Here is a 22,113-nt window from a genome sequence, read left to right on the forward strand (position 1 = left end):
TGCGAGGACGAGGCCGCCAGGAACGTCACGAGGACGGTGGTGCAGATGTCGATGGACCGGATCGCTGAACCGTGGGGAACTCGCACGCCGTACAGCCGACACGAGACCTGGCCGACGAGGGTCGACACGTTCCTGGCCGAGGGGGTGAGGTACGCGGACGTCGAGCGGTGGGTGCAGACCGCTTCGGTCCTGCACTCCGACGGTGATGCCATGGACGTCGCCGTCAGGAACGGTTCGATGGTAGGCGTACGGGGCAGGGCCTCGGACCGGGTCAGCCGCGGCCGACTCGGGCCCAAGGACCTGTGGCTGGCAGGCCAATGCCTCGCGCTCCCGACTGACCAGGCCGCTTGTCCGCCGCGGCGGACGCTTGACCGAGTGCGGCCGGGACACCGCGATGGAGGTGATCGTCTCGCGCTCGCGTGGGCTCCTCGACGAGCGCGGTCCGGGCTCGATCGGCTTCTACACGTCCGGCCAACTGTTCCTGGAGGAGTACTACACGCTCGCGGTTCCGGCCAGGGCCGGCGTCGGCACCAACCATCTGGACGGCAACACCCGCCTGTGCACCTCCACGGCGGCCGAAGCCCTCAAGGAGTCCTTCGGTTACGACGGCCAGCCCGGAAGTCACGATGACATCGACCACGCCGATGTCATCGCGTCGTACGGTCACAACCTCGCGGAGACGCAACGCGTCCAGTGGATGCGCATCCTCGACCGGCTCGATGGCACCGATCCTCCGCGCCTGATCTGTATCGATCCACGCCCGACAGCCGTCGCACGACGTGCGGTCGTCCATCTCGCTCCGCGCGGCGGGACGAACGTGGCGCTGCTCAACGCCTTGTTGCACGAGATCATCCGTACCGACCGCGTCGACCCCGGCTACATCGAGGCGCACACGATCGGCTTCGCGGAGTTGTCGAAGGAGGTCGAGCCGTGCACCCCCGAGTGGGCGGCAGATGTCTGCGACGTCCCCGCAGCGAGGATCCGGGAGGCGGCGGAACTGCTCGGCACCGCCGACCGGCTCCTGTCCACCGTGCTTCAGGGCGTCTACCAGTCCCATCAGGCCACCGGCGCCGCCGTCCAGATCAACAACATCCACCTGATCCGCGGCATGCTCGGACGGCCGGGCGCGGGCGTCCTGCAGATGAACGGGCAGCCGACGGCGCAGAACACCCGCGAGTGCGGTGCCGACGGCGACCTTCCGGGCTTCCGGAACTGGCAGAACGACGAGCACGTGGCGGACCTGGCGAGGGTGTGGAACGTCGATCCCGGGACCATTCCGCACTACGCTCCGCCCACGCACGCCATGCAGATGTTCCGCTACGCCGAGCAGGGCTCGATCCGCATGCTGTGGATCAGCGGCACGAACCCCGCAGTCTCGCTGCCCGAACTGCCGCGTATCCGTTCGATCCTCTCCCAGGACCAGCTGCTGGTCGTGGTGCAGGACCCCTTCCTCACCGAGACCGCGCGACTGGCCGATGTCGTGCTCTCGGCCGCGACCTGGGGCGAGAAGACGGGGACCTTCACCAACGCCGACCGCATCGTGCACCTGTCCGACAAGGCTGTGGAGCCACCCGGGGAGGCCAAACCCGACCTGGACATCTTCCTCGACTACGCGCGGCGGATGGATTTTCGGGACAAGGACGGCGCTCCCCTGATCACCTGGCACGACCCGGAAGCCGCCTTCGAGGCGTGGAAGCGCTGCAGCGCGGGGCGACCCTGCGACTACACCGCGCTCACCTACGACAGGCTGCGCGAAGGCAGCGGGATCCAGTGGCCGTGTGAGATTCGGGCGCCCCAGGGCACCGATCGCCTCTACACGAACGGGGTCGCGTGGGCCCACCCGGGCGTGTGCGAGACGTACGGCAGAGACCTCGTCACCGGTGCCTCCACGTCGGAGGCCGAGTACCGGTCCCGCAACCCGGAGGGCCGGGCCATGCTCAAGCCCGTACCGTACGTGCTCCCGCACAAGGCGCCGAGCGAGGCGTTCCCCTTCCAGCTGACCACCGGCCGCACCATCTTCCATTTCCACACGCGCACCAAGACAGGGCGCGCTCCCCAACTGAACGCCGCCGCACCGGACGTACGGGTGGAGATGTCCGCCCCGGACGCGGCTGAGCACGGGGTTGGTGAGGGCGATCTCGTCGAGATCGCCGGGCCGCACGGTGTCATCAGGGCCCGCGCGCGCGTCACCGGCATCCGCCGCGGGCTGCTCTTCGTACCGTTCCACTACGGCTACTGGGACACGGCGTCGGGCTGCGGACCGGACAGCACGACAGCGAGCCGGGCGGCCAACGAAGCCACCGTCACCGACTGGGACCCGGTGTCCAAGCAGCCGCTGTTCAAGACCGCCATCGCAAAGGTGAGGCTGCTGGAGAAGAGCTCGGGGCAACAGGCTCCCGCACCGACGAACACCGCGTCGGCGCCCACCCGCCGCGCCGGCGTCCGGGCTACCCGCGGCGGTGCCTCGGCCCACGTCCACGAGTCCACCGGGGCTCCCGTCGACCGCACCCCGGGAGGCACCCGATGAAGGGCATCGTCCTCACGATGAACGCGCTCCACCGGGGTGAACAGGCCCTGGCGGAGCAGCTGACGGTCATCGCCGCACGGCACACGCGTGAGCACGAGGTGTGCCACGTCACCAGAGGTCTGGCTCTCTGGTCGAACGAGAACTGCCGGCGCCTGGCCGAGGCCGGTCGGCACTACGGCTTGCGTCTCGACAGGCCGTCGCCGTCCCCGTCGGAGCCGTCGGCGAACGACCGCCACCGCGCCGCCGAGGTCTTGGGCCGAACGCCGGAGTACGTACCGGAGCTCCTTCGGGACCATTGGGAACTGCATCTGGTCGCTGCCGGAAACTCACTGCACTGGGTGATGCTGGACCAGGCCGCGCATGCGTCGAAGGACACCCGCCTTCTCGATGTCGTCTCCTTCTGCCATCCCCGGACGCTGCGCCAGATGCACTGGTCCACCACCATGATCAAAAACCTGTCCCCGCAGCTTCTCACCGCCGGTGACGAGCAGGATGGGTGACGGGCGCGCCGCGATTCCCGAGCCCGGCCCCGTCGGCCGAGTTGCCGACGGCCCGGTTGCAGTGGTCGGCTCCTGGCCTGACGGTGGTGCCCGGAGCGCGGCCCGCAGCGGCGCGGTCAGGAAGCGAGGAGAAGCTATGGACGACAGCCCAGGCGGGCGCCGGGCCCGGACCGCCCCCGCCCATGCTCTGCACGGGCGGGTCGCGGTCGTCACCGGCGCCGCTCGCGGTGTCGGCGAAGCGCTCGTCCGCAGCCTCTCCGGCTCCGGCATGCAGGTCGCCCTGCTCGGCCGGGAAGAAACGACCCTCCTGACGGCCGCCGAATCCCTGTCCGGCCGGAGCATGTGCGTCGAGTGCGACATCACCGACCGCACGGCGCTGGCGGACGCGGCACGCCGCGTGGAGAAGGAACTCGGGCCCGCGAGCGTAGTCGTGGCCAACGCCGGCATCGCGGTGAGCGGCCCGTTCGACGGTACCGCCGCCGAACTCTGGCAACGCGTCATCGACGTCAACCTCACCGGCTCCGCCAACACCGCCCGCGCCTTCCTGCCCCAGCTCACCACCACCCGCGGATACTTCCTCCAGATCGCCTCCACCGCCGCGTTCGGTGCCGCGCCCATGATGAGCGCGTACTGCGCCTCCAAGGCGGGAGCGGAGTCGTTCGCCCTCTCCCTGCGCGGCGAGGTCGAACCGGAGGGCATCCAGGTCGGCATCGCCTACCTGCACTGGACCGGCACCGACATGCTCACCGGCATCGACGACGACCCCGTTCTCGAAGCGCTGCGCCGCAATCAGCCCCGCCCCGCCCGCCGCATCCACAGCGCCGCCCAGGTCGCCCAGTGGCTCACTCACGGCATCGCCCGCCGCAGCCGTCACATCTACGCCCCGCCTTGGCTCCGCTGGTGCCAGCCTCTCAGGCCCCTGTTCCCGGCGCTCGTCGCCCGGACCACCCGGCGTGAACTACGGACCGGCGGGGCGACGGCTTCGCGCGGCGAGGTCCTGGGCGTCGGAGGGCAGGCCGACTGGGACTCCTACCGGGCCTCCCGCCCCGCTCCCCCTTCCGACCAGTAGGACAAGCAGGCTCTGTCCACGACAGCGATCCGCGTCCTGCGGAGCCCTGGACAGGACCGCGGCGTTACGAACGGGGGCAACGGGATACTCGCGTACAAAGCCATCACTCAGCCGGCCGGAAACCATGCCGCCGGCGGGACGCGGAGGAGCGTGGTGAGCGCGATGCGGAGAAGAAGGAACTCGAACTCGCTGGGTCCTCTGTCGACGTCAGGGGCCGCGCATGAGTGACCCGTACAAAACGCCGGCCGAAGGCGCTGCGGAGATTCTTCGTTCCCCCGTCGCTTCACACAATGAATGGGATCCTCTCGAGGAGTTCGTCGTCGGCCGTCTCGACGGGGCCACCACCCCCTCACGGCATTCCGTCGTCTCCTGCGATGTCCCGCCGTGGGCCGCGCGGTTCCAGCGGATCACCGCAGGATTCAGATATCCACGGGCCTTGATCGAACCGGCTCAGCGAGAACTCGACCAGTTCATCAGGCTCCTCCAGTCCCTCGGCATCACGGTCACCCGCCCCGACGCGGTCGACCACCGGCGGAGATTCTCGGACGCGGCAGCCTGGAGTCCTACTTCGACCGGTACGCTGCTTCCTCGCCGGTCCGGCCCCGGAGGGCGAGCAGTCGTTGCGCGGCAGAGAGCACGGCCGTTTTTCCCCGGACGGAGCGGAGGACGGCACGGGCGGCGTTGGCGCCCGGAGCACCGTGCACCCCGCCGCCCGGATGTGCTGACGCGGACGCCAGGTACAGCGCCTTCACGGGCGTTTCGGGGCGGCCCTTTCCCGGCACCGGCCGGAACACCAACTGCTGGTGCATCGAGGCCGTACCCCCGTTGATGGCGCCGTTACGCAGATTGGCGTCCGCGTCCTGCAGCGACACCGGGGAAAGGATCCGCCGGGCCCGGATCCGGCTGCGGAAGCCGGGAGCGTAGCGCTCCACCTCGTCCTCCATCCGGTCGGCCATCCGCTCCCGCTCGTTGGCGTCCCACCCGCCGGTGAGACCGTCGGCGCCGGCGTCCGCCTTCACCGCGTGGGGCACGTGCGTGTAGGCCCATGCTGATTCGGTGTCCAGCGGCGACCGGGTCGCGTCGGCGGCGGTCATCTGCCCCAGCACGAGAAACGGGCGGTCCGGGATCAGGCCGCGGGCGATCTGGGACGCGCATCTGGTGAGTTCGTCGACCCCGTCGGCCAGGTGGACGGTCCCCGCCGAGGCGGCGGCCGCGCTGCTCCACGGGACAGGGCCGTTCAGCGCCCAGTCCACCTTGAACGTGGCGAAGTCCCACTCGAACCGTCGCATGTCGTCCAGGAGCCGGCCGGGCAGGTGCTCGGCGGCGACCAGCGCCCCGTAAAGGCTCGGCGCGGACACGTCGGCCAGCACGGCCCTGCGGGCGGGGACCGCCTCTCCGCTCTCGGTACGAACGCCCACGGCGCGCCCCCGCCGCACGACGACCTCGGTGACCCTATGCCCGCACCGCACACTTCCCCCGCGCCGCTGCAACCGGCGCACCAGCGCAGCGGTGAGAGCCCCCGCGCCCCCGACGGGCACCGGGAAACCATGGAACTGGCCCAGCATCGACATCAGCCAGCCGAAGCCGCCGCTGCCCGCCGCCTCCGGCGCCAGATCAGCGTGCAGGGCGTTGCCCGCCAGCAGCAGCCGCCCGCCCTCCCCGGCGAACTCCTCCTCGCCCAGCCTGCGGACCGGGAGGAGGAGGCTCCGGGCGAGCCGCAGCCCACCCGCAGCCCGGAGCCGTGCCGCCAGCGCGGTCCCGGCCCGGAGAGGGGGGAAGGGCGAGAAGAGTGCGTCGACGATGTCCTCGCCCAGCCGGTCCCAGATCCGGCAGAGGGACAGCCAGCCCTCGCCGTCGCCGGGTGCGAAACGGTTCAGGCCTGCGGCAGTAGTCGAACGGTCACGGTCCAGCACCGCGCAGGTGCCGTCGAGCAACGGGTGGGCGAGCACCTGGGGCGCGTGGCTCCAGCGAAGCCCTTCCCGGTGCAGGTCCAGCCTGGCCAGTACCGGAGAGGCCGCGGCCAGTGGGTAGAAGGAGCTGAACAGGTCGCTGACATATTCGGGGTGGACACCGCGATCGCTGCGGACCGCGCCTCCCGGCTCGTCCTGCGCCTCCAGCACTTCCACCGACCAGCCGGCGTCGGCAAGGAGATTGGCCGCGACCAGCCCGTTCGGGCCGCTGCCCACCACTACTGCGTCAACCATAGGAGCACCCTTCTTTTCGACAGCGCGAACCCCTTCTCCATGGGGTGCACGTACAGCGGGAACCCATGGGCGGCCGGCTGCCGGTGCGACGAACGGTCACGGGTCGTGTCGCCCCACGGACGGAAGTCCAGGGCGATGCGTGCCGAACCCAGCCGGGCCGGCTCCGGTCTCCAGCTTCCGGCGTCATGTTCGTCCTCGGTTCGTCGGTCAAAGCGTCCCGAACACCGCACCTCGTGCCGCGACCGGGTACCACCGATACCGGAGTACAAACCCGTGCCTCGCGGACCGAGGGGCTCGCTCGTGATCTGGCGTGTTTTTGACTCCCAGGCGTTTCGCGACCCGCGATCGGTCTACCCGTACGGAATGGCGGAACCCCGCCGCACAGGAGACCTACTCGCCGGGAGGCGCTCATGACCACCGTGGTCGAGGACATGCTCAACACCTACCCTGCCGACCTGGGCGGGGTGGACCGCCGGAAACTCACCCGCTGTATCGAGGAGTGCGTCACCTGCGCCCAGGCTTGCACGGCCTGCGCCGACGCATGTCTGTCGGAGGAGACGGTCGCCGAGCTGACCAAGTGCATCCGCACCGACATGGACTGCGCCGACGTCTGTGGAACGACCGCGGCCGTGCTCTCGCGCCACACGGGGTACGACGCGAACGTGACGCGCGCGCTCCTCCGGGCCTGCGCCACCGTATGCAAGGCCTGCGCCGACGAGTGCGAGGCCCATGCGGACCGGCACGGTCACTGCCGTGTCTGCGCCGAAGCGTGCCGGCGCTGCGAGCAGGCCTGCGACGACCTCTTGTCCGCACTGGGCTGACCGCTCGTCGGTCCGCGTCGGGCACCCGCCCGGCGGGCCACCAGCAGGAATCGACGGACGATCAAGTACAGAAGGGAGCGCACCATGGCGAAGAAGAAGCTGTCCAAGGGCGACGATGTCGTCTGGCGGAGCCACGGGCAGGACGTCGAGGGCTCCGTGACCGGAAAGATCGAAGAGCGGACCGAGAGAGCCGGCCGGACGGTCGACGCATCCGAGAATGAGCCGCAGTACGAAGTACAGAGCGACAGGACAGGCAGGAAGGCCGTCCACCGCCCGGAGTCACTGGACAGGAAAAGGGACGGAAGCCAGTCGTGAGCGGTGAAGAACGGCAGGTAACCCTCGCCAGGACATCGACCCCCACCAGCAGATCGCGGACTGGCGATGGGTGATCACCTACCTCGGCACACGCGGGGAAATCGACGAACAGCGCATCGGCATCTGGGGATTCAGCTACGCCGGTGGTCACGCCCTGGTCCTCGGCGCCACCGACCGCCGCATCAAAGCCGTTTACGCCCAGGCCTCCACCGTCAGCGGCTACGAGACCGGCCTGCGCCGCGTCCCGCCCCACGAGGTACGCGCCCTGGAAGAGCGCTTCCACCAGGACGAACGCGACCAGTCGGCCGGCAAGCCGCCCGTCTACATACCCTTCGTCGACACCGACACGAGCCCTGGCTCCCCAGCGGCCTACCCACACAAGGGGGCGGCCGACTTCTACCTCGACCGGGCACCGGACGACATATAGACGAACAAGGTGACCCTCTAGTCCAACCGCCGCGCCCGCGAACCGAAGAAGCTCGTCCTCACGGACGGCGACCACTTCTTGTCCTGCATCCACCAGTTCGAACTCTCTTCCACGGTCGCGATCGACTGGTTCAACACCCACCTCAGTACCGCCGATAAGAACGACTCCCGCCCCGACCAGTGAACCTGCCGCGCTGCGTCCAGCCTCGGCACGGACACTCGAGTACCACCCGATACGCTCACCCACCTGAAGAGTGCCTCTCCCCGTGTAGCTGACAGAACCCCGGATAAATCACATCGTTGCAGCTCAGTGGCACTCACGAGTTTCGTGTCCGCGTCGATGATGGCCTGCACGTTCGCGGAGAACCGGTAGTTGCGTGAGGAGGCGCCGACCTTCCGGTCCTGGACCGGGATCAGGGTGCCGTCCACGATCCACAGCCGGTGCACGGCGTCCGCCGGGCGGGCGGCGGGCTCGATCGCCAGGAGCGGCCGCAGCCGATGGATGACCCGGCACACGGTGGCCGGCGAACAGCCGGACACGGCGCGAGCTGCCGCATCGTGAGGTTGGTCCGGTAGTAGACGGCCACCAGCAGCACCCGGTCCGCCAACGGCACGCACCACGGCCGACCCCCGCCAGGCCCGTTGCCACCCCGCTCACGCACGACCTTCAGAAGCCGGTCGAACTACCGCATCCGCAGCCCGGTGAACGTTTCCACCCACAACGCCTCAGACCACAGCACCCCACCCATACAGGAGAAATACCCATCCCGCAGCCTTGTGCAACACGCTTGACAACGAGGTGCAGATCCGGTCAGCTCGCGGCTGAGCCGTGTGCCCCCGAGCGTCTCGTCACGCAGTCCGTTCGGGGATCGCCGGAAGAACGGTCTCGGCGATGGCGAGGAGCGCGCTGTCGTCCGGGAGGGCTCCGGACCTGCTCCACACCGTGATGTCGCAATAGCCGCCCCGGTCCTTCCTGTCGAGGGCCACGGACAGCGTTCTGGTCGGAGGGCCCTGCTCGACGGGTCCGCCGGATTCTCCGCTCCCTAGATCGATCTCGATCGCCATGGTGTGACCGGAGGAGAGGACCGCGGGCCGGTCGAGGACCGAGACCGTCCTGGCCTCCGTCTCCTTCCCGAATTCCATCAGGTTCACGTACTGGGCGATCGTCAACTCGTTGTACGCGACCGAGACGTTCACGGTGTAGGTGTCGAACTGGACCTCGGCCTCCGGTTGGGCGACCTTTCCGTCGGTCAGCGGGGCGGTGTCGCTCGTGCCGGATGCCACGGTCGCGGTTTCCGCGGGTGTTCCGAGGAGCCGGGCCAGGTCAGGCGAGTTGAGTGCTGTGCACAGTTCGTCGCCGGTGACGGCCCGGGGCGTCTTCTCGTACGCGCCCGGCAGCTCCTCGCCCTCCCCGTGCGAGCACGAGGCAGCCCGGGGCGTGCTGTCGTCGGAGGGCAGCAGCCGTGGGCCCAGCCACAGCGCGGCCCCCAGTACCGCGAACAGGGCCACGGCGGCGACGGCCTGGCCCCATGCGTTGGGTTCCTTCGCCGGAGCAGCCGAGGCGGGACGCCGCCCCGCCGGAGGCTGCGGCCTGACAGCAACGTCGGGTACCGCGGAGTCCGCGGATGACGTCGGCCGCACGTCCCGGCGGGCGCGGAGCGCCCGGATCACCGTGTGGACGCGCACCGCGGTGAACACCAGGAACACCACGCCGATGCCGGCTGCCGGCCATTCACGGTCGCGGAGGGCGAGATACATGATGCGTACGCCGAAAACCGACCCGACCACGATGAACAGGGGCTCACGGACCCAGAAGGGCAGGAGCCGGAAGAGGAAACCGAGCACCCGGCGATCTTGACCTGGCGAGATCGCGTTGGCAGTGACGGAAGCCACAGTTCCGGCGCGGGACACAACCGTGATCAACCGAGGGCTTTCATGTCCTCGATCCACGTGGTCCGGAACGGACTCCTGCGCCGTGGCGATCAGGCTTCCCACCTGGCGCCGACATGGCCCGGTCCGGGATCCGTACGGGGCACCAGGTCGTCGCACGCGCGGCCGTCGCACGCCGGGGTGCCGGTGCCGGCTGCGGCAGCACGGGGGCCGAGCGGGACGCCGTTGGCGCGCAGCACGTCGCGGACGTCCAGGATCAGGGGGAAGACCTCGTGGTTGCGGTCCTCGCCCTGCTCGTCCCACGCTCGTTGTTCGGCCTCGACGGCCATGCGGTCCTCCGCGAAGACCCGTTCGGTGAAGTGCCGGATGAACGGCCAGGCCACGTGCAGGGCGGCGGGGATCCTGGGCTTCTCGATCATGAGCAGGCCGTACGCGTGGCACCTGCGCTGCTCCGCGTCCTCGGGTACGTACACGGCCCAGAGGCGCAGTGCCGGGCGGTCGGCCTTCTCCGGGACCAGGTCCAGTGTCTGGTACGGGTATTCGGTGCGGATGGTCATGACGTCGCTGGAGGCCTGGCCGCCGATGCCCTCGGCGGCCAGCATGCGGGCGCTGCGGTTGCGTTTGCCCCCGGTGTGGGTGAAGAGGTAGCGGGCCTCGACCGATCGTGGGCCGCTCTCGTATCCCAGCAGCTGCGGCTGGAGTTTGCCGACCACGCCCCGGTGGAGGAACTGGTGGTTCATGTCGAGCAGGTTCTCGTGCATGAACGAGTAGTGGCAGCGCACGGTCCGGGAGAAGGTCATGGTCCGGTACGCCGGCGAGGCGAAGTCGGGAAGCTCGGGCAGCCCGGTGATCGCCGCCTTCTCGGGGTCGCCCGGGAAGACGAACACCAGGCCGTACGCCTCGCGGACCGGGTAGGCGCGCACGCCGCGCGGCGGTCGGCCGTCGCCCTTGGACAGGTACGGGATCTGCGAGATGCGGCCGTCGCCGCGGTAGGCCCAGGCGTGATAGCAGCAGCGGAGCGTCTCGCCGTCCACGACGCCCATGCTCAGCGGCACCTGGCGGTGGGCGCACCGGTCCTCCAGCCCGTGGACGGCACCGCTCCGGCTGCGGAAGAGCGCGATGCGCTCCCCGGCGAACGCGGTCGCGACCACCCGCCCCTTGCGCACGCTCCGGGACAGGGCGACCGGGTACCAGAAATCCGGGTTCGCCCCGAACCGCCGCAGGTCGGGCAGGCCGGACAGGGGGTTACCGCGCTTTTCGGGCCCACCGCGTGCGCTCTTGTCCGACCTGTTCCCGGTCATGCCTCTCCCTCGTACGTGGGCACCCCTCCCCATCGTGGCCGCAGCCCATGGACGCGCGCCCGCCCTGGACGCCCGGACGGGTGCTTTCCGCGCCCGGCACGGTCCTTTCGGCCATGGGCGTGCGCCGCCGCACCGGACCGTGCGGCCGTCGGCGTGGAAAGGGCGGAAAGGGCTGTTCCGCCGGGAGCGGGGCACGCGAACCAGTAGCGTGATCGAACGGAGTCCGAGAGACATTCCGGTGTGACATGGGGGGTGGTGAGGTGCAGGCGCCTGCGACCGTCGTGCAGCTCGCTCTGCTCGTCCTTCTGGTGCTGCCCGGGGTCACCTACCAGTTCATCCGGGAACGCCGTCGCGGGCCGGTGCCCGGTGAGCGTGATCTGGGTGAGCGGGTGCTGCGGGCGATCGTCGCGTCGATCGCGCTGGACGCCCTGTACGCCGTGGTGGCGGGGCCGGCGCTGGTTCGCCTGGCGCGCGGGACCGGCAGCGGCGGCGGCACCGGCTGGGACGGATTCGCGGAGCGGCCGCGGATGGTCGGTCTCGTCGCCCTGATGCTGTTCCTCGTCGTGCCGGCCGTGGCGGCGGTCGCCGTCTCCCTGGTGGACCGGCAGCACCGCAGGGCCCGGTTCCTGCGCACGCCCAGCGCCTGGGACCACGCGTTCCGCGACCGCGAACCGTGCTTCGTCCGCGTACGGCTCAAGGACGGCAACTGGGCGGGCGGCTGGTACGGCCACCGGTCGTACGCCTCCTCGTATCCCCACCCGGCCGAGCTGTACCTCGAATCGGCGCGCGTGATGGGTGCCGACGGGTCGTTCGGCGCGCGCGTGCACGGGACGGCGGGCCTCCAACTGCGGGCGGAAGACTTCGACGTGCTGGAGTTCGTCGAAGCGGGAGAACCGGTCACGGTGCCGGATGAGGAGCGGTGATGGCGTACGAACCCGAGCTCTCGCCCGAAGAGGCGGCGCTGCTGGAGACGGACGAGGGACGCGGCTACACCCCGAAACGCGAGGTCGCCGAGCCGGACGAGGCGCCCGGCGGACCGGCCGGCACCTCGAACGGCAACGAGGACTGACGCGTGGGCTGTCCCGCGGACGACCTGCCCGCGCGGTTCCACGAGGCGTTCCGCGTGGCCCGGCACAGCCCGGACCCCGCGTCGGTCGAGAAAGCGGTCGAGCTCGGCCGTGCCGTGCTGTCCAAGCTCGACGCGGACGCGGACGCGGCCGAGCGCCGCTCGGTACTGTCCGACCTCGGAGGCCTGCTGCAGACCCTCTACCACCAGGCCGGCGACTTCGAGTTCCTCCAGGAGGCCGTTCAGAACGTCACGGAGGCGTATTTCCTGGCGTACGAAAGCCCGGAGGATTCGGCGAGCTACGCCAACAACATCGGCATGCTGCTGCACACCGCGTTCCAGCGGAACCAGGACCGCGACACCCTGGCCGACGCGGTGGACTGGAGCCGGAGCGCCATCGACGAGGCACCGTCCACCAGGAAGGCGTTCTACCTGGGCAACCTCGTTGTCGCGCTGCGGACGGCGTTCACTGTGACGCAGGACCTCGCTCCGCTGGCGGAAGCCGTCGAGCACGCGCGGGCCGCCGTCGACTGCTCCCCCGATGACGCGCTCACCGCCAGGAGTCTGCACTTCCTCGCCGTCGTCCTGCGCGACTGGTCCCGCGGCACCGGGGACACCGGTGTCGTGGAGGAAGCCGTCGACGCCGCGCGGCGAGCGGTGGAGTTCACCCCGGCCGGATCGGACGACGTACGCGAACGGTTGAGGCACCTCGCGTACCTCCTCGACGACCGCTACCGGGCGCACGGAGCGCGAGACGACCTGGCCGAACTGCTCCGGGTCAGGCGGACGCTGGTGGCCCACACCCCGGTCACCGATCCGGGGCACTCGCGGAACCTCGTCGATCTGACGACCACGGAACGGGACTGGGCCGCGCTCACCGGCGAGCGCCCGGAGGCGACCGGCGGCTGGGAACACGCCGACGGCGAAGCCGAAATGATCGGCCGGTACGCCGCCGAGTTCCAGCGGACCCGGGACCCGGCCCTGCTCGATCGGGCGATCGAACTCGGGCGCATGATGGCGGCGGGGACGCCCGCCGGGCACCCGCGCCGGTGCACACGGCTGGACCACTTCGCCACGGCGCTGGCCACCCGCGGTGAGGAGTTCGGGGATCACGCCGCGCTCGCGGAGGCCGTCGCCGTCGAACGGGAGGCGGTCGCGTGCACGCCGGCCGGCCATCCGCTGCGGGTCCAGTTCCTCGGCAACCTCGCCGTCAACCTGAACGCGTTCTTCCACGCGACCGGAGACCTGGCCCACGTCGTGGACGCGATCGACGTCGCCCGCCGCGCCGCCGAGGCCGCGGCCGCGGCCGGGCGGGGTGACCTCCCGCGTTCGCTCGGGATCCTCGCCGTCGTGCTGCACAACCGGTTCCGGGTGACCGGCGAGCTGCGGGTGCTGTCGGAGGCGGTCGACCACGCGCGGGACTCCGTCCGCCTCGGCGCGAGCCTGGTCGCCGGGCAGGCCCAGCGGCTCTCCAACCTCGGTGCCATCCTGTCCGACCGGTTCACCAGGACGGGCGGGGCGAGCGTGCTCGACGAGGCGATCGACGCGCACCGTGCGGCCGTGGAGGTGACGGCGGACAACGACCCGGAACGGGCGGGGCGGCTGGCCAATCTCGGCGGTGTGCTGGAACTGGCGTACAGCAGGTTCGGCGACCGGAACGCGTTGCTGGACGCGATCGCCGCGCGGCGCGCGTCCGTGGCGGCGACTCCGGAGGACAGCCCGCACCGGCCCGGGTACATCGCGAGCCTGGCCACCGTGCTCGGCGACTGGTGCACGAGCCTCGTCGCGCCCGCCGCACGCGGCGCCGCGCCCGCCTCGCACGCCGCCGTGTCCGCCGTGTCCGCCGTGCCCGCCGTCGCGCGACAAGAGCCGCCGGAGCCGGTGGACGCGCAGGTTCTCGCCGAGGCGGTCGGTCTGGCCCGGAGTGTGGCGCTGAGGCCCGAGCAGGACGCCTACTCCCGGGCCGGTCTGCTGACCCGCGTCGCCGACGTCCTGGCGCTCGGCTTCCGGCACCTCGGCGACGACGACGCACTGGCCGAGGCACTCGGCTGCTACCGGGAAGCCGCGGCGTCCGCCGGATCGCCCGCGCGGAGCCGGGCGGAAGGGGCGGGCAGGTGGGGTGATCTGGCCTCCGAGGCCGGGCAGTTCGACGTCGCCGCCGAGGGGTACGCCGCCGCGGTCCGGCTGCTGCCCCGGATCGCCGGGCGCCGCCTGGACCGCGAGGACGCCCAGTACTGGCTCGGCCGGTTCGCCGGGGTCGCCGCCGACGCGGCCGCGTGCGCGCTGGCCGCCGGTGACGAGGTGAGCGCGGTGACCCTGCTCGAATCCGGGCGCTGCGTGCTGGCCGCCCAGGCGCTCGACAGCCGCGGCGATCTTTCCGATCTGCGCGAGCTCGCACCCGAGTTGGCCGATCGCTTCCGTACGCTCACCGCGGAGTTCGAGACCGACACCACGAGAGACCGGGTGGCCCTCGCCGACGAGCTCGACGCGGTGACCGAACGTATCCGCGCGCTGCCCGGATTGGAGCGGTTCCTGCGGCCGCCGCTGCTCACCGACCTCACCGCGCAGGCGCACGAGGGTCCGATCGTGTACGTCAACGTCAGCCGGCACCGGTGTGACGCGCTGATCCTCACGCCGGACGGGGTCCGGTCGCTCCGGCTGGACGGGCTGAGCGAGCAGGCCGTGAGTCAGCGCGTGCGCACGCTGCACACCGCGTTCGCCGAGGGGCGGATGGCCGCGGAGCAGACGGTCCACGACATGCTCGGCTGGCTGTGGGACACCGTGGCGGGCCCGGTGCTCGGCGCGTTGGGGCTGACGGCGCCACCGGCGGCGGACGGTCCGTGGCCGAGGATCTGGTGGGCTCCGGTCGGGGCGCTCAGCCTGCTCCCCCTGCATGCGGCGGGCCACCACCGGGACGGCGGACCCGCGCTCCTCGACCGCGTCGTCTCCTCGATGACGCCGACGATCCGCGCACTGGGCCACGCCCGCGCGGGACGCCGCGACGACCGGGCCGAGCCGCGGCTGCTGGTGGTCGCGATGCCGCACACTCCGGACGCCCCGGACCTGCCCGGTGCGGCGGCCGAGGCCGGTCACCTGGCCGCCCTCGTCCCCGGCGCCACGGTCCTGGTCGGCGCGGACGCGACGCGTGACGCCGTTCTCGACGCCCTGTCGGCCGGCGGGTGGGCGCACTTCGCCTGCCACGGGTACAGCGACCCGGAGAATCCCTCGGACAGCCACCTCGCGCTGCACGACCACGACCGCGCGCCGTTCCGGGTACTGGACCTTTCCCGACTGCGCCTGCGGAACGCGGAGTTCGCGTTTCTGTCCGCCTGCGACACGGCCCGTACGACCGCGCGCCTGTCCGACGAGGCGATCCACCCGTTGGCGGCCTTTCAGATCGCCGGTTTCTCCCAGGTGGTCGGAACGCTCTGGCGCGTGGACGACGCTGTGGCTCCGGCTTTCAGCCGGCAGATCTACGGCGAGCTGACGGCCGATCGATCCGGGGCGTTGTGCGCGTCGGCGGCGGTCCACCGTGCGGTCAGGCGGCTCAGGACGACGTATCCGAACCTGCCGTCGGTGTGGGCAGCGCACGTCCACGCGGGCGCCTGAGCTCGGGGCGAATCAGCTGTCGTGCAGGGCCGTCCTGAGGGCGTCGACGGCGAGGGTGCGGGCGACGTTGGCGGCGCGGGTGTCGCGCAGGCTGTCCAGGAGGAGGAAGTCGTGGACCATGCCCGCCACCCGTACGGAGGTCACGTCCACGCCGGCCTCGCGCAGCCTGTTGGCGTAGCTCTCGCCCTCGTCGCGCAGGACGTCCGCCTCGTCGGTGATGACCAGGGTGGTGGGCAGCCCCCGGAGCTGGTCCAGGGAAGCCCGGAGCGGGGAGGCGTGCACTTCGGTGCGCTGGGCGGGGTCGCTGGTGTAGGCGTCCCAGAACCACTTCATGCCGTCGCGGGTGAGGTAGTAGCCCTCGGCGAACTGGAGGTAGGACGGGGTGTCGAAGTCGGCGTCGGCCACCGGGTACAGCAGGACCTGCGCCTTGAGGTCGACCCCGCCGCGCTCCTTGTTCATCAGCGCGAAGACGGTGGACATGCAGCCGCCGACCGACTCTCCGGTGACGGCGATCCGCGAGGTGTCCAGGCCGTGTTCCGCACCGTGTTCCAGAACCCACTGGCCGACCGCGTAGTTCTGCTCGACCTGGGTGGGGTACTTGGCCTCGGGTGCGCGGTCGTACACGGGGAAGACGCCCGCCGCACCTGCGCCGACGGTGAGTTCGCGGAAGAGGCGGTCGTGGGTCCTGTCGTCGCCGAAGACCCAGCCGGCGCCGTGGATGTAGAACACCACGGGCAGCTGCCCGGTGGCTCCCTTGGGCCGGATGATCCGGGTGCGGACCGTGCCCCACTCGCCCGCGTCCACGTCGACCCACTCCTCGTCGACCTCGGGACGGGGCACGCTCAGGTCGCTCTGCAGGCCGAGCAGAATGTCACGGCCCTTCTCCGGGGGGACCTCGTAGATCCGCGGGTGCGGGTCCGTGGCCTCGCACAGCTCCTTCGCCGCGGGTTCGAGGTAGGGGGTGATCGGAGGAGGTAGATCAGTCATGTCGGCTCCCTGTCACGGGCACACGAAATGCCCTTTCCATGGATGGGCGATTCCATCCTTTGCGCCCCATTCGTCCGCCGCAACCCGCACAGGAGCCCGTCAGGCGACCATGCCGCAGTGGCGAACCCGCAGCAGTCGATGTCTACGGTGATCACATTCGCGCCCTGATGTGAGTGGTGCACACATCGCAGGAGATCGAGACGGAAGAGAGAGTCGGCATGACCAGCAAGCTGTTCTCGCCGCTGCGTCTGCGCGCCGGACAGGGACTGGAGAACCGGATCGCGAAGGCGGCGGCAGAGGAGAACATGGCCGGCGACGGTCCGCTGCCTGAAGATTAGCTGTTCACGCTGTACCGGCGGTGGGCGGCAGGCGGTACCGGGCTGCTGATCACCGGCAATGTCATGGTCCACGCCGAGGCGCTGACCGGCCCCGGCGGTGTCGTACTCGACCAGCACGCACCGCTGAAGCCGTTCACCGAGTGGGCCGAGGCGGGCAGGTCCGGCGGCGGCGAGAAGGCGGCCGAGGGCGGCGTCGCCGTCCGCTTCCCCTCCGCCGGCCGGCTGCGCGTCTCCATCGAGCGCGTCCTGACGGACAACGCCTGGGCCTACCGCAAGGGCCTGGCCCGGAAGCAAGCCCTGGCCGATCTCGGCGCGACCGGCAAACTCACCCGCCCATACCGGCCCCAGACCAACGGCAAAGCCGAACGCTTCAACCGCACCCTCGCCGACGAATGGGCCTACCAGCGGCCCTACACCTCCAACGCCGAGCGCACGGCAGCCCTGGCAGACTTCCTCCACAACTACAACCACCACCGCAGCCACACCGCACTCGGAGGCCAGCCCCCCCATCACCCGCGTGAACAACCCTGCGGGTCAATACACCTAGGGCCTGGAGGAATCGCGGAATCCGATGTCGCGTAACAACTTCATGTTCGCGCTGGTCTTCTCCGACGACCGGACCCAGACCGTGCCGGTCACCCTGTTCAACTTCATCTCCTACGCGAGCACGGACTGGGGCGGTCTGATGGCCGCCGCCTCCCTCATCACCGTGCCCGTCGTCCTCGCCGCCGTCCTCGGCCAGAAGTACCTGGTGGCCGGGCTGACGTCCGGCGCCACCAAGGGCTGAGCACCGCTCCCCCGACCTTTGACCCTCACCTGCGGAAAGAGCGCACACGCATGAAGATCGTCGACGCGAAGGTCGTCGTCACCAGCCCCGGCCGCAACTTCGTCACCCTGAAGCTGACGACCGACGAAGGGCTCACCGGCCTCGGCGACGCGACCCTGAACGGGCGGGAGCTGGCCGTCGTCAGCTACCTCACCGACCATGTCGTCCCGCTGCTGATCGGACTCGACCCGCATCGCATCGAGGACACCTGGCAGTCGCTGTACCGGGGCGCGTACTGGCGGCGCGGTCCGGTGACGATGGCCGCCATCGCCGCCGTGGACGTGGCGCTGTGGGACATCAAGGCGAAGGCCGCCGGGCTGCCGCTGTACCAGTTGCTGGGCGGCGCGAGCCGGGAGCGGATCGGCACGTACGGTCATGCCAACGGCCGGGACATACCCGAGCTGCTCGACTCCGTACGGGCCCGGCTCGCCGAGGGCTATCCGGCCGTCCGCATCCAGTCCGGCATCCCCGGACTCAAGGCGGTGTACGGGGTGTCGGCCACCGATGACACCGGGGCGCAGGTCCTCCACCAGCAGGCCCGCCCGCTGGTGGAGGACTGGGACACCGCGGCGTATCTGCGCCATGTGCCGGCCGTCTTCGAGGCGGTACGCGCGGAGTTCGGCGCCGAACTGCCGCTGCTCCACGACGCCCACCACCGGCTCACCCCGATCCAGGCCGCCCGGCTCGGCAAGGACCTGGAGCCCTACCGGCCGTTCTGGCTGGAGGACTGCACCCCGGCCGAGAACCAGGAGGCGCTGCGTCTGGTCCGCCAATCCACCACCACGCCGCTGGCCGTCGGCGAGGTGTTCAACACGGTCTACGACTACCAGGCCCTGATCACCGAGCAGTTGATCGACTACGTGCGCTCGGCGGTGACCCACTTCGGCGGCGTCACCCCGCTGCGCAAGCTCTTCGACTTCGCCGCGCAATACCAGATCAAGAGCGCCGTCCACGGCCCCGAGGACATCTCCCCGGTCGGGATGGCCGCCGCCGTCCACCTGGACCTGGCCGTGCACAACTTCGGCATCCAGGAGTACTCCGGCCACACCCCGCTCACCGAAGCGGTGTTCCGGCACTCCTACACCTTCACGGACGGCTGCCTGCACCCGGGCGAGGCGCCCGGCATCGGGGTGGAGCTCGACGAGGAGTTGGCCGCCGCCCACCCGTACGCGCCCGCCTATCTGCCGGTCAACCGGCTCCACGACGGGACCGTGCACGACTGGTGAGGTCCCTTCGCCCACGAGTTGTGCGGGGTCCGGCGTGCGCCGGGCCCCGCACCCACATGGGCCGAAAGAAGTCTTGCGCGATCCCTTGACCCGTGCGGAACGGAGGTTCACAGTACTCACTAATGCGCATTACTAATACGCATTAGTGATCCGGAGGAACACCGTGGAAGAACCCAGGAAGCGGTCCAGGCCGGGCCGGGCGCCCGCTCCCGCAGGTCGTACGTCCCGGCCGCGTCAGGCCGAGGTCGCCCGGCTGGCCGGGGTCTCGCAGGCCACCGTCTCGCTGGTGCTGGGGGCCCGGAAGCAGGGCGCCACGATCTCCGAGGAGACCCGGCGCAAGGTGCTCGACGCGGTGCGGGCCCTGGGCTATGTGCCGGATCCGGCCGCCAGCCGGCTCGCCGCCGCGCGGAACAATCTGCTCGGGGTCTTCAGCTTCACGTCCACCTTCCCCACCGACGTACAGCACTCGTACTACCCCTTCCTCGTCGGCGTCGAGCAGGAGGCCGCCGCCCGGGGCTACGACCTGGTGCTCTTCACCGGCTCCAGCACCGGCGGGGCGGGGGCCGCCGGACCGAACGCCCTCAACCGGGTGCGGCTCGCCGACGGCTGCCTCTTCCTCGGCCGCCACGCCCCGGCCGACGAGCTGCTGCGGCTGGTCGCCGACGGGTTCCCCGTGGTGCATCTCGGCCGCCGGGACGAGCTGGAGGGGCTGGCGTGGGTCGGCGCGGACTACATCAGCGCCGCCCAGGAGGTCGTCGCGCACCTCGCCGCCCTCGGACACCGGCGCATCGTGCTGGTACGCGAGGACGACGAGGCGCCCGCCTCCACCGACCGTGAGCACGGCTTCCTCAAGGGCCTGGAGGAGGCGGGGCTGCCCGGCGGTCCCGCTGCCGTCTTCCGCTCCGCCGACCCCGAGCGCGACCTGACCGCCGAGCGGCTGCGCGGCTGGCTGGACGAGGGCGTGACCGCGTTCGTCGCGGAGGAGACCGACACCGGCGACGCCTGGCGCGCCCTGCACGGTGCCGCGCACTTCGTCGGCATCGACTGCCCGCGCGACGCCTCGCTCGCCCTGCTCGGCAGCCCCCCGCCGGATCTGGCGGACGGGCCCGTCCCCACCGGCTTCGACGTCCCCCGGCCCCAACTGGGCGCGGCCGCCGTGCGGATGCTCGCCGCGCTGGTGGCCGGGGAGGAGGCGACGGAGCCCCTGGTGGCCTGCACCTTCCGGCCCGGCTCGACGGCCGGCCCGGCCCCCGTACACCTCTGACCCTCGTGGACCCGGCCCCGGGAGAGGGCCGACCGACGCTCCAACGCACCACGTACACCCAGCACTTCAAGGAGAACCGTGACATCCGAACCCGACATCCTCATCGTGGGCGCCGGACTCGGCGGCGTGGCCGCCGCTCTCGCCGCCTGCCGGGCGGGGCGCACCGTCTTTCTCACCGAGGAGACGGACTGGATCGGCGGCCAGCTCACCTCGCAGGCGGTTCCGCCGGACGAGCACCCGTGGGTCGAGGAGTTCGGCACCACCGCCTCGTACCGCACCCTGCGCGACGCGATCCGGGACTACTACCGCCAGTGGTATCCGATGCGTTCCGAGGCGCTGGCGCTGCGCAGCCTCAACCCGGGCGCCGGGCGCGTCAGCAAGCTGTGCCACGAGCCGCGCGTCGCCCTCGCCGTCATGGAGGCCATGATCGCGCCGTACCGCTCCTCGGGTCTGCTGACCCTGCTCACCGAGCACAAGCCGGTGGCCGCCGAGGCGGGCGACGACGACACCGTACGGTCCGTCACGCTGGCCGATCTGCGCGGCGGCAACCGCCGTACGATCAGCGCCCGTTACGTCATCGACGCCACCGAGACCGGCGAACTGCTCGAACTCGCCGGTGTGGAGCATGTGATCGGCGCCGAGGCGCGGAGCGAGTTCGACGAACCGCACGCGTCCGAGGAGGCGCAGCCCCTCAACCAGCAGGGCATCACGGTGTGTTTCGCCCTCTCGCACCACGAGGGCGAGGACCACACCATCGAGCGCCCGGCCGACTACGACTTCTGGCGCACCTATCGGCCGGACTTCTGGCCGGGTCCGCTGCTCGGTTTCCTGGCCCCCGATCCGCGCAGCCTGGAGGCCGTGCCGCGCACCTTCGTACCCAATCCGGAGCTGGATCCGCTGGACGTCAGCGCCGACCAGTCCGCCGACGCGGGCGACAAGGAGCTGTTCGGCTTCCGCCGGATCCTGGCCCGCAAGCTGCACCGGCCCGGTGCGTTCGACTCGGACATCACCCTGGTCAACTGGCCGCTGAACGACTACTGGTTGAAGCCGCTGATCGGCGGCGGCGAGGAGACCTCGGCGGCCGCGCTGGCCGAGGCCCGCCAGTTGTCGCTGTCGGTCCTGTACTGGCTCCAGACCGAGGCCCCGCGTGCCGACGGCGGCAAGGGCTTTCCCGGTCTGCGGATACGTCCGGACGTCACCGGCACCCCGGACGGTCTGGCCAAGGCCCCTTACGTACGCGAGTCGCGGCGGATCAAGGCCGTCACCACGGTCACCGAGCACGACGTCTCGATCGACATCGTCGGCCCCTACGGCGGCACCCGCCACCGGGACTCGGTCGGTGTCGGCAACTACCGTATCGATCTGCATCCTTCGACCGGCGGCGACAACTACATCGACATCGGTTCGGTGCCGTTCGAGATCCCGCTCGGCGCGCTCGTCCCGCGCCGCGTCCGCAATCTGCTGCCGGCCGGCAAGAACATCGGCACGACGCACATCACCAACGGCTGCTACCGGCTCCACCCGGTGGAATGGAACATCGGCGAGGTCGCCGGCGCACTGGCCGCGCACTGTGTCGCCGAGAGCGTCGAGCCGCATCAGGTCCAGGCCGAGGACAAGCGGTTCGAGGTGTTCGCCCGGCTGCTGGAGCGCGACGGCGTGCAGCGCCACTGGCCGGACGTACGCGGCTACTGACCCCGTACGCGCCCGACGGGTCACGGGTCACGGATCACGGACCATGGACGGC

General features: G+C 70.8%; 15 protein-coding genes and 4 pseudogenes. 14 read left to right on the forward strand and 5 right to left on the reverse strand.

What is annotated here, in order from left to right; translation table 11 throughout:
• The first annotated feature begins 45 nt into the window (after nt 1–45).
• From AC0VY3_RS20585 to AC0VY3_RS20595, 3 genes and pseudogenes are all read left to right on the forward strand, one after another.
• Nucleotides 46–2,527, forward strand: a pseudogene (locus AC0VY3_RS20585) (molybdopterin oxidoreductase family protein).
• Nucleotides 2,524–3,027 carry a hypothetical protein gene (locus AC0VY3_RS20590; protein ID WP_103509345.1) on the forward strand — a complete coding sequence of 168 codons (504 nt, stop codon included), beginning with the start codon at nt 2,524–2,526 and terminating at the stop codon, nt 3,025–3,027. The pseudogene AC0VY3_RS20585 and the gene AC0VY3_RS20590 overlap by 4 nt, the downstream one beginning before the upstream one ends.
• 136 nt (nt 3,028–3,163) lie before the next feature.
• Nucleotides 3,164–4,096 (forward strand): SDR family oxidoreductase, encoded by a 933-nt coding sequence (locus AC0VY3_RS20595; RefSeq protein ID WP_475550235.1) that lies wholly within the window; start codon nt 3,164–3,166, stop codon nt 4,094–4,096.
• 563 nt (nt 4,097–4,659) lie between these two features.
• Here the strand turns inward: AC0VY3_RS20595 and AC0VY3_RS20600 are convergent.
• Complete coding sequence (locus AC0VY3_RS20600) at nt 4,660–6,300, reverse strand: phytoene desaturase family protein (RefSeq protein ID WP_475550236.1); 1,641 nt, start codon at nt 6,298–6,300, stop codon at nt 4,660–4,662.
• Between the two features lie 410 nt (nt 6,301–6,710).
• Here AC0VY3_RS20600 and AC0VY3_RS20605 point away from each other — a divergent pair, with 410 nt between their 5' ends.
• The 3 genes from AC0VY3_RS20605 to AC0VY3_RS20615 all read left to right on the forward strand — a co-directional run bounded on the left by AC0VY3_RS20605 (nt 6,711) and on the right by AC0VY3_RS20615 (nt 7,863).
• On the forward strand, nt 6,711–7,121 hold the full coding sequence (locus AC0VY3_RS20605) for a four-helix bundle copper-binding protein (RefSeq protein ID WP_475550237.1): 411 nt from the start codon (nt 6,711–6,713) through the stop codon (nt 7,119–7,121).
• An 84-nt stretch (nt 7,122–7,205) separates the two neighbouring features.
• Nucleotides 7,206–7,436, forward strand: a complete 231-nt coding sequence (locus tag AC0VY3_RS20610) for a hypervirulence associated TUDOR domain-containing protein (protein WP_475550238.1) — start codon at nt 7,206–7,208, stop codon at nt 7,434–7,436.
• Nucleotides 7,437–7,488: 52 nt separating this feature from the next.
• Nucleotides 7,489–7,863 (forward strand): hypothetical protein, encoded by a 375-nt coding sequence (locus AC0VY3_RS20615; protein ID WP_475551710.1) that lies wholly within the window; start codon nt 7,489–7,491, stop codon nt 7,861–7,863.
• A gap of 308 nt (nt 7,864–8,171) precedes the next feature.
• Here AC0VY3_RS20615 and AC0VY3_RS20620 read toward each other — a convergent pair.
• From AC0VY3_RS20620 to AC0VY3_RS20630, 3 genes and pseudogenes are all read right to left on the reverse strand, one after another.
• Nucleotides 8,172–8,611 (reverse strand): annotated as a pseudogene (locus AC0VY3_RS20620) (transposase family protein); the annotation flags it as partial.
• A 100-nt stretch (nt 8,612–8,711) separates the two neighbouring features.
• The gene (locus AC0VY3_RS20625; RefSeq protein ID WP_475550239.1) at nt 8,712–9,707 is read right to left on the reverse strand and encodes a DUF6215 domain-containing protein; all 996 of its coding nucleotides are present in this window, start codon (nt 9,705–9,707) and stop codon (nt 8,712–8,714) included.
• 137 nt (nt 9,708–9,844) lie between these two features.
• Nucleotides 9,845–11,053 (reverse strand): Rieske 2Fe-2S domain-containing protein, encoded by a 1,209-nt coding sequence (locus AC0VY3_RS20630; protein WP_475550240.1) that lies wholly within the window; start codon nt 11,051–11,053, stop codon nt 9,845–9,847.
• A gap of 260 nt (nt 11,054–11,313) precedes the next feature.
• Here AC0VY3_RS20630 and AC0VY3_RS20635 point away from each other — a divergent pair, with 260 nt between their 5' ends.
• The 3 genes from AC0VY3_RS20635 to AC0VY3_RS20645 are packed head-to-tail and all read left to right on the forward strand — an operon-like array spanning nt 11,314 to nt 15,728.
• The gene (locus AC0VY3_RS20635) at nt 11,314–11,976 is read left to right on the forward strand and encodes a DUF6338 family protein (RefSeq protein ID WP_103509338.1); all 663 of its coding nucleotides are present in this window, start codon (nt 11,314–11,316) and stop codon (nt 11,974–11,976) included.
• Nucleotides 11,976–12,122: a hypothetical protein gene (locus AC0VY3_RS20640; protein WP_181010886.1), complete on the forward strand. Its 147-nt coding sequence runs from the start codon at nt 11,976–11,978 to the stop codon at nt 12,120–12,122. Before AC0VY3_RS20635 ends, AC0VY3_RS20640 begins: the two co-directional genes overlap by 1 nt.
• 3 nt (nt 12,123–12,125) lie before the next feature.
• Nucleotides 12,126–15,728: a CHAT domain-containing protein gene (locus AC0VY3_RS20645; RefSeq protein ID WP_475550241.1), complete on the forward strand. Its 3,603-nt coding sequence runs from the start codon at nt 12,126–12,128 to the stop codon at nt 15,726–15,728.
• A gap of 12 nt (nt 15,729–15,740) precedes the next feature.
• On the opposite strand, the gene AC0VY3_RS20650 is transcribed toward AC0VY3_RS20645, so the two are convergent.
• Complete coding sequence (locus AC0VY3_RS20650; RefSeq protein ID WP_475550242.1) at nt 15,741–16,715, reverse strand: alpha/beta hydrolase; 975 nt, start codon at nt 16,713–16,715, stop codon at nt 15,741–15,743.
• 566 nt (nt 16,716–17,281) lie between these two features.
• Here AC0VY3_RS20650 and AC0VY3_RS20655 point away from each other — a divergent pair.
• The 5 genes and pseudogenes from AC0VY3_RS20655 to AC0VY3_RS20675 all read left to right on the forward strand — a co-directional run.
• Nucleotides 17,282–17,600 (forward strand): annotated as a pseudogene (locus AC0VY3_RS20655) (integrase core domain-containing protein); the annotation flags it as partial.
• Nucleotides 17,601–17,627: 27 nt separating this feature from the next.
• Nucleotides 17,628–17,840, forward strand: a pseudogene (locus AC0VY3_RS20660) (carbohydrate ABC transporter permease); the annotation flags it as partial.
• Nucleotides 17,841–17,890: 50 nt separating this feature from the next.
• Nucleotides 17,891–19,105 carry a D-mannonate dehydratase ManD gene (gene manD / locus AC0VY3_RS20665; RefSeq protein WP_475550243.1) on the forward strand — a complete coding sequence of 405 codons (1,215 nt, stop codon included), beginning with the start codon at nt 17,891–17,893 and terminating at the stop codon, nt 19,103–19,105.
• Between the two features lie 163 nt (nt 19,106–19,268).
• Complete coding sequence (locus tag AC0VY3_RS20670; protein ID WP_030623029.1) at nt 19,269–20,369, forward strand: LacI family DNA-binding transcriptional regulator; 1,101 nt, start codon at nt 19,269–19,271, stop codon at nt 20,367–20,369.
• Between the two features lie 78 nt (nt 20,370–20,447).
• On the forward strand, nt 20,448–22,061 hold the full coding sequence (locus AC0VY3_RS20675) for an FAD-dependent oxidoreductase (RefSeq protein WP_475550244.1): 1,614 nt from the start codon (nt 20,448–20,450) through the stop codon (nt 22,059–22,061).
• The last annotated feature ends 52 nt before the right edge of the window (nt 22,062–22,113 follow it).

This window comes from Streptomyces sp. iso_384, assembly GCF_056172905.1.

What these genes read in the sequence shown, in the direction of transcription:
- AC0VY3_RS20630 (WP_475550240.1), bottom strand. Translation starts at nt 11,053, where the DNA reads ATGACCGGGAACAGGTCGGACAAGAGCGCACGCGGTGGGCCCGAAAAG.
- AC0VY3_RS20640 (WP_181010886.1), top strand. Translation starts at nt 11,976, where the DNA reads ATGGCGTACGAACCCGAGCTCTCGCCCGAAGAGGCGGCGCTGCTGGAG.
- AC0VY3_RS20590 (WP_103509345.1), top strand. Translation starts at nt 2,524, where the DNA reads ATGAAGGGCATCGTCCTCACGATGAACGCGCTCCACCGGGGTGAACAG.
- AC0VY3_RS20600 (WP_475550236.1), bottom strand. Translation starts at nt 6,300, where the DNA reads ATGGTTGACGCAGTAGTGGTGGGCAGCGGCCCGAACGGGCTGGTCGCG.
- AC0VY3_RS20650 (WP_475550242.1), bottom strand. Translation starts at nt 16,715, where the DNA reads ATGACTGATCTACCTCCTCCGATCACCCCCTACCTCGAACCCGCGGCG.
- AC0VY3_RS20610 (WP_475550238.1), top strand. Translation starts at nt 7,206, where the DNA reads ATGGCGAAGAAGAAGCTGTCCAAGGGCGACGATGTCGTCTGGCGGAGC.
- manD (WP_475550243.1), top strand. Translation starts at nt 17,891, where the DNA reads ATGAAGATCGTCGACGCGAAGGTCGTCGTCACCAGCCCCGGCCGCAAC.
- AC0VY3_RS20605 (WP_475550237.1), top strand. Translation starts at nt 6,711, where the DNA reads ATGACCACCGTGGTCGAGGACATGCTCAACACCTACCCTGCCGACCTG.
- AC0VY3_RS20595 (WP_475550235.1), top strand. Translation starts at nt 3,164, where the DNA reads ATGGACGACAGCCCAGGCGGGCGCCGGGCCCGGACCGCCCCCGCCCAT.